This window comes from Bacteroides finegoldii DSM 17565 (genome assembly GCF_000156195.1).
Classification (GTDB): domain Bacteria; phylum Bacteroidota; class Bacteroidia; order Bacteroidales; family Bacteroidaceae; genus Bacteroides; species Bacteroides finegoldii.
The window spans coordinates 1-12,244 of record NZ_GG688326.1; the positions used below are offsets into that span (position 1 = coordinate 1).

12 protein-coding genes and 1 pseudogene are annotated in these 12,244 nt (G+C 45.2%); 5 read left to right on the top strand and 8 right to left on the bottom strand.

Annotation, left to right across the window (positions count from 1 at the left end; genetic code table 11):
- The 8 genes and pseudogenes from BACFIN_RS07555 to rhaB form a co-directional block, all read right to left on the bottom strand.
- Window positions 1–253: pseudogene (locus tag BACFIN_RS07555) on the bottom strand (DDE transposase); the annotation flags it as partial.
- 150 nt (window positions 254–403) lie between these two features.
- A complete protein-coding gene (locus tag BACFIN_RS07550) occupies window positions 404–1,303 on the bottom strand; it encodes an AraC family transcriptional regulator (RefSeq protein ID WP_032839740.1) in 900 nt (299 codons plus the stop codon).
- A 99-nt stretch (window positions 1,304–1,402) separates the two neighbouring features.
- Window positions 1,403–1,717 carry an L-rhamnose mutarotase gene (rhaM, locus tag BACFIN_RS07545; RefSeq protein WP_007754771.1) on the bottom strand — a complete coding sequence of 105 codons (315 nt, stop codon included), beginning with the start codon at window positions 1,715–1,717 and terminating at the stop codon, window positions 1,403–1,405.
- Window positions 1,718–1,734: 17 nt separating this feature from the next.
- On the bottom strand, window positions 1,735–2,889 hold the full coding sequence (fucO, locus tag BACFIN_RS07540) for a lactaldehyde reductase (RefSeq protein WP_007754773.1): 1,155 nt from the start codon (window positions 2,887–2,889) through the stop codon (window positions 1,735–1,737).
- A gap of 19 nt (window positions 2,890–2,908) precedes the next feature.
- Window positions 2,909–3,718 carry a rhamnulose-1-phosphate aldolase gene (gene rhaD, locus BACFIN_RS07535; protein ID WP_007754775.1) on the bottom strand — a complete coding sequence of 270 codons (810 nt, stop codon included), beginning with the start codon at window positions 3,716–3,718 and terminating at the stop codon, window positions 2,909–2,911.
- Window positions 3,719–3,809: 91 nt separating this feature from the next.
- Window positions 3,810–4,829 (bottom strand): L-rhamnose/proton symporter RhaT, encoded by a 1,020-nt coding sequence (gene rhaT, locus BACFIN_RS07530; RefSeq protein WP_007754791.1) that lies wholly within the window; start codon window positions 4,827–4,829, stop codon window positions 3,810–3,812.
- Between the two features lie 3 nt (window positions 4,830–4,832).
- Window positions 4,833–6,089: an L-rhamnose isomerase gene (locus tag BACFIN_RS07525; protein WP_007754804.1), complete on the bottom strand. Its 1,257-nt coding sequence runs from the start codon at window positions 6,087–6,089 to the stop codon at window positions 4,833–4,835.
- Window positions 6,090–6,134: 45 nt separating this feature from the next.
- A complete protein-coding gene (gene rhaB, locus BACFIN_RS07520) occupies window positions 6,135–7,592 on the bottom strand; it encodes a rhamnulokinase (protein ID WP_007754817.1) in 1,458 nt (485 codons plus the stop codon).
- A gap of 236 nt (window positions 7,593–7,828) precedes the next feature.
- Here rhaB and BACFIN_RS07515 point away from each other — a divergent pair, with 236 nt between their 5' ends.
- Genes BACFIN_RS07515 through BACFIN_RS07495 form a run of 5 tightly spaced genes read left to right on the top strand, consistent with a single transcriptional unit; the run spans window position 7,829 to window position 12,228 of the window.
- Complete coding sequence (locus BACFIN_RS07515; RefSeq protein WP_007754821.1) at window positions 7,829–8,302, top strand: arginine repressor; 474 nt, start codon at window positions 7,829–7,831, stop codon at window positions 8,300–8,302.
- A 26-nt stretch (window positions 8,303–8,328) separates the two neighbouring features.
- Window positions 8,329–8,907 carry a GNAT family N-acetyltransferase gene (locus BACFIN_RS07510; RefSeq protein WP_007754823.1) on the top strand — a complete coding sequence of 193 codons (579 nt, stop codon included), beginning with the start codon at window positions 8,329–8,331 and terminating at the stop codon, window positions 8,905–8,907.
- 12 nt (window positions 8,908–8,919) lie between these two features.
- Window positions 8,920–10,128, top strand: a complete 1,209-nt coding sequence (locus BACFIN_RS07505; protein WP_007754828.1) for an argininosuccinate synthase — start codon at window positions 8,920–8,922, stop codon at window positions 10,126–10,128.
- On the top strand, window positions 10,125–11,093 hold the full coding sequence (gene argC, locus BACFIN_RS07500) for an N-acetyl-gamma-glutamyl-phosphate reductase (RefSeq protein WP_007754830.1): 969 nt from the start codon (window positions 10,125–10,127) through the stop codon (window positions 11,091–11,093). Before BACFIN_RS07505 ends, argC begins: the two co-directional genes overlap by 4 nt.
- A 13-nt stretch (window positions 11,094–11,106) precedes the next feature.
- Window positions 11,107–12,228 (top strand): aspartate aminotransferase family protein, encoded by a 1,122-nt coding sequence (locus BACFIN_RS07495; RefSeq protein WP_032839720.1) that lies wholly within the window; start codon window positions 11,107–11,109, stop codon window positions 12,226–12,228.
- Window positions 12,229–12,244: the final 16 nt, after the last annotated feature.

A 12,244-nucleotide genomic window follows, 5' to 3' on the forward strand; every position in this document is an offset into this window, starting at 1 on the left:
GTTGTGCATCGGAAAAGTTGGTATAGGACTTCAAGACCATTAAGGCTATTTTACCTTCGGGAGAAAAATAACTTTTACGCCCCAAAGCAGAGGACTTCAAATGCATTTGTCGGGCCAGTTCCGAGAAAGGAAACAGAGCATGGAGTCGACCTAATTCACTCGTTGCAAAACTTTGACGATATTTTTTTAGCATATCGAACTCGGTAAAACCTAAACGAGGTTCGATTTCTGAGATTTTTTGTATCTTTACCATGTGTTTTTATTTTAGATTACCCCCGTTTTGGCCGTCAAACCGTTTTTTGGGGGGAATGCTTAAAGATACAAAAAAGGCAACTAATTCGCAATGAAGTAGTTGCCTTAAATTTTATTATTTTAGGAATATCCCTACTGACTTTATTCGGTTCTATTCTTCCCTCCCGAATGAACGGTATTCCAACGGAGTAAGCCCTGTCCGTTTTTTGAAGAATGAAAAGAAGTACTCAGTAGATTGGAAACCTAAGAAGAAAGAAATCTCTTTTACTGACTGAGAAGTACCTACCAACAATTGCTTTGCCTTACGGAGTTTCAATTCTTGAAAATATTTGGCCGGTGCATAACCGGTATATTCCTTAAACACCCTGCGGAACCATGAATAACTGATATTCAGCCGCATCGCCAGTTCTTCCGGATCAACATTGCCCGAAACATTCTCGTTCATTATAATCTTTGCCTGCTCTATCTTCTGGTCAACATCGCTCATCTCAAAGACCTTGTTTTTAGAGATAGAAAGAATCATCCCGATTATATGCAACACAATGCCGGAAAGATACTGTTGTGCGGAAATCTTGTCCGCTTCGGCCACCGCAAGAGCACGGGAGAACAAAGATACCAACTCCTCATTGATTCCCACCTCCAATATTTGCTGTTCTTGGGATAAAAAAGAATTAGCCACAATCGCATCTATTGCCGGACCTTCAAATCCGATATAGTATTCTGTCCAACCGGTCTGCCGCAATGGTCGATACGTATGCCACTGTCCGGGAAACAACACCATCAACCTTCCTTTACAAACCTGCTTTTCTGGAGTAGAATCGGATGAGAACAGGCCGCGTCCTTTAGTAATATAAACTAGCTGGTATTCACGAAGCACCCTGCCTTTTTCCGCATTAAAAAAATAGCCGGAAGGATGCTCTTTCAACGGGTAAGGAGAATCGGGCGGGATAGACTGATAGCCGACTGTATTCACCCATAAACCGAACTTACGGTCCATGTCATTTACTATTAAATACTTGAATTCAAGCCCTAAACTTGTACCATCGGTCATGCCCATATCCTTACATACGATTTCTTTAATGTTTTCCACAGCAGACAAATGTACAAAAAAAGAAGTGCATCGTATACAACCGACGCACTCTTTTTTTAATCAATCCATGTGGAAGACCTCCGGCAAAGGAATCGTAACCGGCGAATTATCCTCATTTACTTCCATGATATCCGCCATATAATCCCACCATTTCTGCACAATCGGATTGGCTCCCATATCTTGCGAGGACTCTTCTCCTCTTGTTTTCTGACAGGCGAAAAGAATATTTGTATCTTTATCCCAATAGATAGAATAATCATATACTCCACCATCGGACAACATTTTTTTCAGCTCCGGCCAAATGGCTGCGTGCCTTTTCTCATATTCTTTCTCGAACCCGGGTTTCAAGAACATCTTAAAAGCTTCCCGTTTCATACGCTTTCTCCTATCAATCAAAATGCTTTGTGATACAGAGCCTCAATATCCGCTACTGAAGTCGGACGAGGATTACCACCCGTACAGACATCATTGAAAGCCGCTACCGCCAAAGCAGGAATATCTTCTTCCTTCACATTAATTTCATGCAACTTCTGCGGGATACCGATACTCAACGAAAGAGCCTTCACTGCTTCTATTGCCGCTTTCACTCCTTCTGCCTCACTCATTCCGGCAGTATCTACCCCCATTGCTTTCGCAATATGAATATATTTCGGAGCCGCCGGAGATTCAGCATTGTATTCCATCACGTAGGGTAACAGCAAAGCATTTGCCACTCCGTGAGGCGTATCATAGAAAGCTCCCAACGGGTGAGCCATCGAGTGAACAATTCCCAGACCGACATTCGAGAATCCCATACCGGCGATATATTGCGCCTGCGACATTGCTTCGCGGGGCGCCACATCCTTACCGTTATCCACAGCCGCCTTCAAATTCTGTGCAATCATTTCAATCGCCTTCAATTCAAACATATCACTCATAGCCCAAGCACCCGGAGTAATATAACTCTCGATGGCATGAGTCAAGGCATCCATTCCCGTCGCAGCAGTCAGCCCCTTCGGCATGGAGTACATCAATTCAGGATCTACGATAGCCACAGCAGGAATATCGTTCGGGTCTACACACACCATCTTCTTACGTGCATCTTCATCGATAATCACATAATTGATAGTAACTTCGGCAGCCGTTCCGGCAGTAGTAGGCAGTGCGAAAGTAGGTACCGCTTTATGCTTGGTATCAGCCACACCCTCCAAAGACTTCACATCGGCAAAATCCGGGTTATTCACAACGATACCGATTCCCTTAGCAGTGTCAATAGAAGATCCGCCGCCCAAAGCAACGATAAAGTCTGCACCGGAAGCTTTGTAAGCAGCCACTCCGTTCTGTACATTAGCAATAGTAGGATTGGCTTTTACATCACTATAAAGTTCGTAAGGTATCTGATTGTCGTCAAACACTTTAATGATTTCGGCAGCCACACCAAACTTGATCAGATCCTTATCCGTTACAAAAAAAGCTTTCTTAAAGCCACGTCTGGCCGCTTCTACAGCAATTACACTCCGGCAGCCTGCACCGAAGTAAGAAGTTTCATTTAAAATAATGCGATTCATGGTTGTTTATTGGTTTATTTTATTTAGGAAGATTGAAAGCAACAGTCATTTCCTTCATCTGTTCCTGACTCATACCATCCGGTTCGAAGCCCATGTTCTTGGCTGCAATATAGATCAAAGCAGATTTATTCAACACATCAATCTGGTCGAATGCCTGCATCGCATCGCAATCTACTGCAAATACGCCATGTTTTTCCCACATCACAACGTCGTAATCCTGCAACTCCTTAATGGTAGCTTCCGCCAGTTCTACAGAACTAGGCAATTTATAAGGAATGATACCCAAGCCACGCGGGCAGAATGCCTTTGTTTCGGGAATCATGCTCCACAACATATTGGTAGCCACATCTTTTTCCAGAAACTTCTTACAATGTGTCAGGGCGATCAACTCAATCGGGTGCGTATGCACAGATGCTTTATAAGGAGAGTTTTTGCTCAACAGGTCATTGTGCACACTCAGGTGAGAAGGCAATTCCGATGTCGGAGCCACCGCCTCATCAGCGATAATCACATAGCTGGCACAGTCATCCAGAATACGGATAACCGAACCATTCTCCATCGGCCAGCGAGCTAAATCACGCATACGCTTATTAGTTCCCTTGCAGTAGAAATAACATCCTTTCAGATAAGGAAGAGTCACACCGATAGATTTTACTTCGCTGATCGGTTTCATCTGACGGATTTCATCGTCTACAAACTCTGTGATATTAATAGTGATGTTACCACCATTACGTTCAGCCCATCCTTTCTGCCACAAGTAGCCGGCAACTTCAGCCACCTTATTTACCTCTTTGGCAAGTGCCGGACGATTCTCTAAAATTGATTTCATTATATATATTTTTTAATTGTATACGGATTACATAGATTTCGCCGCAAGTTATAAAAAACTGCGTAATCTCTGTAATCCGTACCTATAAATTTTAAAACAAATTTGGGAACACTAATGAGAAGATAAGTACGATCAGACCAGCTATCAGCACAGTTATAGTCTTATTTGATACTCCTTTCCATTCCTTCAAAATGATTCCCCAAACATTACTGAAAGTTACATTCAATGCCATCAGTATACACCAGGAAAAAGCCAACAATACAGGACTTTCTGTCAAGAAACTTTTACCCATTTCCAATCCGAAGAATTGCATATACCACAACACACCTGCCAAGGCGCAGAACACCAGATTATTGCCCCACACTTTTCCTTTGGCATAGTCACCCATTGACTTATTAGCCACATTCTGTTGCAGACAATAAGCGGCATTCGTCAGAAATCCGCCAAGAGTAACCAGGAAGATTACCGGAAGACCGGCATAAAGCCCTTCTACTCCACCGGCTAGAGCCGCATTCTTGATAGGAGTTCCCGCATCCAACCCCAAGGCAAAGCAAGCGCTCATGACACCGGCAAGGAGGGCAACCAACAACCCTTTTGTCAGCGCAAAGTCTTTTACGGCAGCACGTTTTTCTTCTTCACTCATGTTTTGTGCACGCAAGCTACCGGCATAGCCGATAATAGCGATACCCGCCAATGTGATGCAAACACCCAACAACAGAATCAACCCGTTACCTTCAAACAAATTTGTGCCTGCAAAAAGAGCCGGAAGAAGAGTTCCGAAACCGGCACAAGTACCCAACGAGATACTCTGCCCTAGCGCAACCCCCAGATAACGCATGGAAAGTCCGAAAGTCAATCCTCCTACTCCCCACAATATACCATAAAAGATGCTCATACCGGCACCTCCCGCTCCCCACAAGTCGAGCAGACTGCCTCCTTGCGGTACGCCCAGCAGTGAACCCAAGAATGGGAACACCAACCAGGCAAATACACCTTGTATCAACCAGAAGCTTTCCCAGCTCCACTCCTTTACCTTTTTAATAGGTACATATGAACTGGACTGGCAAAAGCTACCGATGGCTATAATCAACAAGCCGATTAAAATATCCATAACTTATCGTTTAGAAGTTACTTCGGCTTCGTACTTTTCGATTTCTGCAATGAAATCTTCACCTACAGGAACATTGTTCTTCAAGCAGAACATATCCCAAACAGCATTCCAAGGCAACGCTTTTTCTTCTTCAAGCAAAGCCAGACGCTGGAATCCCTGTCCGTTTGCTTCATATTCACGCAATTTCGCAATCGGTTCGAGCAAAGCGCGGGTCATACATTTCTGTGCGGCACGGCTGCCGATCACGTATGCACCGATACGGTTGATGGAAGCGTCGAAATAGTCAAGACCATAATGTACACGGTCCAAAGCACCGCAACGAACGATTTCGCTGAACAGTTCCATTGTCGGATCATCCATAATAGTAACGTGGTCTGAATCCCAACGAACCGGACGGCTTACGTGCAACATCAGTTCGGGAACATAAAGCAACAATGAAGACACTTTATCAGCTACGCTTTCTGTCGGGTGGAAGTGACCGGTATCCAAAGTGATCATCTTATTGCGAGAAGCACCGTAACCGATATAGAAATCGTTGGAACCTACCGTATAGCTTTCCAGACCGATACCGAACACCTTAGATTCGATGCAATCCTTCATATTCTTATATTCTGTAGCGAAGATCTGATCCAAAGAATCTTTCAGCAACGCACGGTACTTCATACGGTTTACAGTGATATCCTTGCTTCCGTCATGTACCCAAAGGTTCATAATACACGGATCACCCTGTGCCTTACCCATTTCCTCCGCAACAGCACGACAGCGTTTGGTATGTTCAATCCAGAACTGGCGGATACCTTCATCAGGGTTGGAGAGTGACAAATCGCCCGATTTCGGATGAGAGAAAGAAGTAGAGTTGAAGTCAAGCTTCATGTTATGCTCCTTACCCCATTCAATCCAACTCTTGAAGTGTTCCGGTTCTACCTGATCGCGGTCAACCACCTTGCCTTGGAAATCTCCGTAAATCTCATGCAAGTTCAAGCGGTGAGTACCTGGAATATAAGAAGCGGCTTTCAAGATGTCGGCACGCAACTCATCAATGTTACGAGCTTTGCCCGGATAATTACCGGTTGCCTGGATACCTCCGGTCAATGAACCTGCCTGCACTTCAAATCCAGTCACATCATCAGCCTGCCAACAGTGGAGTGACAGGTGAAAATCCTGCATAGTTTCCAAAACTTTCTCGGTGTCTACACCTACTGCCGCATAACGTTCCGCAGCAATTTCATACGCTTTCTGAATCAGTTCTTCTTTTTTCATGATATTCTTTTATTAAAATGATTATTCTGTCGGTTATCTAATTAATTATCGAACACAATTTTTAAAGTGGATATAAGCCGCATCCCATGCTTCCGTATCCTGCGGCTGATAAGTTTTTAACGGAATAGAGCTATGGATCAACCGGCGCATACCGGCAACATCCGTTGCTTCACCTGCCGCCATAGCCTGAATCATCACATTACCGATGGCTGTCGCCTCAGACGGTCCTGCCACCACAGGAATTCCGATAGCATTGGCCGTAAACTGATTCAGCAAGTCATTCCGACTACCTCCGCCAATCACGTGCAATGTTTCTATAGGTCGTGGAGAGAGTGAACGCAGATTTTCCAAAACCTGACGATAACGCAAAGCCAGACTTTCAAAGATACAACGCACCACTTGTCCTCGTTTCTCCGGAACCGGTTGTCCGGTAACCCGGCAATATTCAATAATGGCTTTTTCCATATCAGCAGGATTTGCAAAGCAATCATCATCCGGATTAATCAAACTACGGAACGGTTCACACGTATCCGCCTCACTGATTAATTCAGGATAACTTGTATCCCCCCAATTCAGACGGCAACGTTCCAACAACCACATTCCACAGATATTCTTCAACAGACGGATGGTTCCTTCCACGCCACCTTCATTGGTAAAGTTCAACGCCTCCGTTTCAGCATTAATCACCGGACTATCAGTCTCAACTCCCATCAGTGACCAAGTTCCGCTACTCAAATATGCAAAGTCACGGTCTAATGCCGGAACGGCGGCAACCGCAGAACCCGTATCGTGACCGGCTACTGCAATGACAGGTATTGCCCCCAGTCCTGTTATTTTTTGTACTTCCTCCGTCAATACCCCGACTTTCTCGCCCGGGAATACAAAACGACCGAAATTCTTCTCACTCAGTCCAACCGCTTTCAGCAACTCCGGTTCCAGACGCCGTGTCTGCGCATTCACCAGCTGTGCTGTCGAAGCAATCGTATATTCCGTCACCATTTCTCCGGTAAGCATATAACTCAACGCATCCGGCATAAACAGAATCTTATCTGCCGCCTCCAATGCACTGTCATGGTTACGGCGTAAAGTATCCAACTGAAAAAGTGAATTAAAATTCATTATCTGAATTCCCGTTTTACTGTAAACGTCACTACGGGATATACGTGAAAAAAGGGCTTCCGGTGCTCCCACCGTGTGCGGATCACGATACGCGTATGGCTGACGGAGCAGGTTTCCGTCTTTTCCGACACACACAAAATCCACCCCCCAAGTATCAATACCGATAGAGGCTATAGATTCACCGCGGTGGGCAACCAACTTCAGTCCGTCAATAATATGGCGATATAATGCATAAATATCCCAATAGAAATGACCACCCACCTCAATCAGATGATTAGGAAAACGATTAATCTCTTCCAGATTTAATCCGCCTTCGATGAAAGTTCCTAAGATTGTACGGCCGCTCGTTGCGCCCAGGTCGACTGCAAAAAAGTTTTGTTTCATGGTATTCTGTCTATATATTTAAGGTATCCATTTACCTACATGGCAAAGATAGGCGATTCCCTCCTCCCTTTCCTTATGTATTTTGATTGAAAGGGTATACATTTTGACACAAAACAAAAAAAGCAGGCTCTCACCGTTTAGCATATTTTTCACTTTTATGCAAAAAAACTTTGGTTTTATGCAAGTTTTCTCCGAAATATTGCATACTTTTGCGCCATTCTTAGAATAAATATACAATGAAGAAGAAAGCAAATCGGTTAGATGCCATCAAAATGATTATCTCAAGCAAGGAGCTCGGTTCACAGGAAGAACTGCTGCAAGAGTTGAACCGTGAAGGCTACGAACTGACACAGGCCACCCTCTCCCGCGACTTGAAACAACTGAAAGTAGCCAAGGCTGCCAGTATGAACGGAAAGTATGTATATGTATTGCCCAACAACATCATGTATAAACGTTCCACCGACCAAAGCGCCGGTGAAATGTTGCGCAGCAACGGATTTATCTCTTTACATTTCTCCGGCAACATTGCCGTCATCCGTACCCGTCCCGGCTATGCAAGCAGCATGGCATACGACATTGACAACAATGAGTTCAGTGACATTCTGGGAACCATTGCCGGTGACGACACAATCATGTTAGTTTTGCGTGAAGGAGTTACCCCAAGCAAGATACGCCAGCTTTTGGCAGTCGTCATCCCGAATATCGAATAACTATACCTATATTATATAATAAAGAAATGGACACTCAGCAAATAGATGTTATGGTAGCCGACGCCTCACACGAGGTTTACGTTGACACTATTTTGGACACTATCAGAAAGGCTGCCGCAGTACGCGGAACAGGAATCGCAGAACGTACCCACGAATACGTAGCGACAAAAATGAAAGAAGGAAAAGCGATTATCGCACTTTGTGGAGAGACATTTGCCGGATTTACCTACATCGAATCATGGGGGAACAAGCAATATGTAGCAACTTCCGGTCTGATCGTTCATCCGGATTTCCGTGGTTTGGGACTGGCAAAACGTATCAAACAGGCTTCTTTCCAACTGGCACGCCTCCGATGGCCGAAAGCGAAAATATTCAGTCTGACTTCCGGTGCGGCCGTAATGAAGATGAATACGGAACTGGGCTACGTTCCTGTCACTTTCAACGAGCTGACAGACGACGAAGCTTTCTGGAAAGGATGTGAAGGATGTATCAACCACGACATATTGGTTGCCAAGAACCGTAAGTTCTGTATCTGCACAGCCATGCTGTACGATCCGACAGACCCACGGAACATAAAAAAAGAACAAGAAAGAAATAACATTTAAAATATACACACTATGGAAGAAAAGAAGAAAAAAGTAGTGGTGGCATTCAGCGGCGGACTGGACACATCGTTCACCGTCATGTACCTCGCCAAAGAAAAAGGTTACGAAGTATATGCAGCTTGTGCCAATACAGGCGGTTTCAGCGCAGAACAACTAAAGACGAACGAAGAGAACGCCTACAAACTGGGAGCTGTGAAATATGTAACGTTGGACGTCACTCAGGAATACTACGAGAAGAGTCTGAAATACATGGTTTTCGGTAATGTACTGCGCAACGGCACTTACCCTATCTCAGTAAGTTCCGAACGTATCTTCCAGGCATTGGCAATTGCACGCTATGCCAATGAAATCGGTGCGGACGCCATCGCTCACGGTTCTACCGGAGCAGGTAACGACCAGATCCGTTTCGACATGACTTTCTTAGTGCTGGCACCGAACGTGGAGATTATCACATTAACCCGTGATATGGCATTGAGCCGCCAGGAGGAAATAGACTATCTGAACAAGCATGGTTTCAGCGCAGACTTCACCAAACTGAAATACTCTTATAACGTAGGCCTTTGGGGTACTTCCATTTGTGGCGGTGAGATTCTTGATTCCGCACAAGGACTGCCGGAATCGGCTTACTTGAAACACGTTCAGAAAGAAGGAAGCGAGCAGCTCCGTCTGACTTTCGAGAAAGGCGAACTGAAGGCTGTCAACGACGAGAAGTTTGACGACCCGATCAAGGCTATCCAGAAAGTGGAAGAGATTGGCGCAGCTTACGGCATCGGCCGTGATATGCACGTAGGTGACACGATTATCGGTATCAAAGGCCGCGTAGGATTCGAAGCTGCCGCTCCGATGTTGATTATCGGTGCTCACCGTTTCCTCGAAAAATATACATTGAGCAAATGGCAACAATATTGGAAAGATCAGGTAGCCAACTGGTATGGTATGTTCCTGCACGAAAGCCAGTATTTGGAACCTGTCATGCGTGATATCGAAGCGATGTTGCAGGAAAGTCAACGCAACGTAAACGGTACGGCTATCCTCGAACTTCGTCCGCTTTCTTTCTCTACCGTAGGCGTAGAATCCGAAGATGACCTTGTTAAGACTAAATTCGGAGAATACGGTGAGATGCAGAAAGGCTGGACGGCTGAAGACGCCAAAGGCTTTATCAAAGTGACTTCTACTCCGTTGCGTGTTTACTATAATAACCATAAAGACGAAGAGATATGATTAAAGCAGGAATCATTGGTGGCGCAGGATATACAGCAGGCGAATTAATCCGTCTGCTACTCAACCATCCGGAAACCGAAATCGTATTTATCAACAGCAGCAGTAATGCCGGAAACAAAATTACCGACGTACATGAAGGATTGTACGGTGAGACAGATCTGAGATTCACCGATCAATTGCCTTTGGACGAAATCGATGTTCTCTTCTTCTGTACTGCCCACGGTGACACAAAGAAATTCATGGAAAGCCATAACATACCGGAAGACTTGAAGATTATCGACCTTTCCATGGATTACCGCATCAAAAGTGACGATCATGACTTCATCTACGGACTGCCGGAACTGAACCGCCGCGCCACCTGTACGGCGAAGCACGTAGCCAATCCCGGTTGTTTTGCAACCTGTATCCAGCTTGGCTTGCTTCCGCTAGCCAAGAATCTGATGTTGACAGACGACGTGATGGTAAATGCCATTACAGGAAGTACCGGAGCCGGCGTAAAACCGGGAGCTACCAGTCATTTCAGCTGGAGAAACAATAATATGAGTGTGTACAAAGCATTCGAACACCAGCACGTGCCGGAAATCAAGCAGTCACTCAAGCAATTGCAGAACAGCTTCGATGCAGAGATTAATTTCATCCCGTACCGGGGCGACTTTCCACGCGGTATCTTTGCCACTCTGGTAGTAAAGACCAAAGTATCACAGGAAGAGATTGTCCGTATGTATGAAGAATATTATGCCAAAGACTCCTTTGTACACATCGTAGACAAGAATATTGACTTGAAACAAGTCGTCAATACTAATAAATGTCTGATACATCTGGAAAAGCATGGCGACAAGCTATTGATTATCTCTTGTATCGACAACTTGCTGAAAGGCGCCAGCGGACAAGCTGTTCATAACATGAACCTGATGTTCAATCTGGAAGAAACCGTAGGCCTACGTTTGAAGCCGAGTGCTTTTTAAAAATAACAGAATTATGAAATTATTCGACGTATATCCTTTATATAATATCAACATAGTCAAAGGGAAGGGTTGTCACGTTTGGGATGAAAACGGCACGGAATATCTGGACCTTTACGGAGGTCATGCCGTTATCTCCATCGGACACGCACATCCGCACTATGTAGAAATGGTCAGTAGCCAAGTAGCAAACTTGGGTTTCTATTCAAACTCCGTCATCAACAAGCTGCAACAACAGGTAGCCGAACGATTGGGAAAAATCTCCGGCTACGAGGACTACAGCCTGTTTCTTATCAACAGTGGCGCGGAAGCCAATGAGAACGCTCTGAAATTGGCTTCGTTCCATAACGGACGTACCAAAATCGTTTCCTTCAACAAGGCGTTTCACGGCCGTACGTCTCTGGCGGTAGAAGCCACCAACAATCCGTCGATCATCGCACCTATCAACAATAACGGTCACGTGACCTATCTCCCTCTGAACGACATCGACGCGATGAAGCAAGAATTGTCAAAAGGAGATACCTGTGCTGTGATCATTGAAGGGATTCAAGGGGTAGGCGGTATCAAGATACCGACCGCTGAATTTATGCAGGAACTCCGCAAAGCCTGCAGCGAAACTGGAACGATACTGATTCTCGACGAGATTCAGAGCGGATACGGACGTAGCGGTAAATTCTTCGCCCATCAATATTGTGACATCAAGCCGGATATCATCACTGTAGCCAAAGGGATCGGAAATGGTTTCCCGATGGCAGGCGTCTTAATCAGCCCGATGTTCAAACCTGTATACGGACAATTGGGAACGACTTTTGGCGGAAACCACCTCGCTTGTTCTGCGGCTCTTGCCGTAATGGACGTCATCGAACAGGAGAATCTCGTAGAGAATGCGGCTAAGGTTGGTAACTACCTGCTGCAAGAACTTAAGAAATTCCCGCAAATCAAAGAAGTGCGCGGATGCGGACTCATGATCGGACTCGAATTTGAAGAACCGATCAAAGAGTTGCGTAGCCGTCTCATTTATGACGAACATGTATTTACCGGCGCAAGCGGCACGAATGTACTTCGCCTGCTTCCCCCTCTCTGTCTCAGTATGGAGGAGGCCGACGAATTCCTCGCCCGGTTCAAAAAAGTACTCTAACCGCTCATATTGATTA

Bases quoted from the DNA above. Each gene is read 5' to 3' on its own strand.
- BACFIN_RS07550 (WP_032839740.1), bottom strand. From the start codon at position 1,303: ATGACCGATGGTACAAGTTTAGGGCTTGAATTCAAGTATTTAATAGTA.
- rhaM (WP_007754771.1), bottom strand. From the start codon at position 1,717: ATGAAACGGGAAGCTTTTAAGATGTTCTTGAAACCCGGGTTCGAGAAA.
- fucO (WP_007754773.1), bottom strand. From the start codon at position 2,889: ATGAATCGCATTATTTTAAATGAAACTTCTTACTTCGGTGCAGGCTGC.
- rhaD (WP_007754775.1), bottom strand. From the start codon at position 3,718: ATGAAATCAATTTTAGAGAATCGTCCGGCACTTGCCAAAGAGGTAAAT.
- rhaT (WP_007754791.1), bottom strand. From the start codon at position 4,829: ATGGATATTTTAATCGGCTTGTTGATTATAGCCATCGGTAGCTTTTGC.
- BACFIN_RS07525 (WP_007754804.1), bottom strand. From the start codon at position 6,089: ATGAAAAAAGAAGAACTGATTCAGAAAGCGTATGAAATTGCTGCGGAA.
- rhaB (WP_007754817.1), bottom strand. From the start codon at position 7,592: ATGAAACAAAACTTTTTTGCAGTCGACCTGGGCGCAACGAGCGGCCGT.
- BACFIN_RS07515 (WP_007754821.1), top strand. From the start codon at position 7,829: ATGAAGAAGAAAGCAAATCGGTTAGATGCCATCAAAATGATTATCTCA.
- BACFIN_RS07510 (WP_007754823.1), top strand. From the start codon at position 8,329: ATGGACACTCAGCAAATAGATGTTATGGTAGCCGACGCCTCACACGAG.
- BACFIN_RS07505 (WP_007754828.1), top strand. From the start codon at position 8,920: ATGGAAGAAAAGAAGAAAAAAGTAGTGGTGGCATTCAGCGGCGGACTG.
- argC (WP_007754830.1), top strand. From the start codon at position 10,125: ATGATTAAAGCAGGAATCATTGGTGGCGCAGGATATACAGCAGGCGAA.
- BACFIN_RS07495 (WP_032839720.1), top strand. From the start codon at position 11,107: ATGAAATTATTCGACGTATATCCTTTATATAATATCAACATAGTCAAA.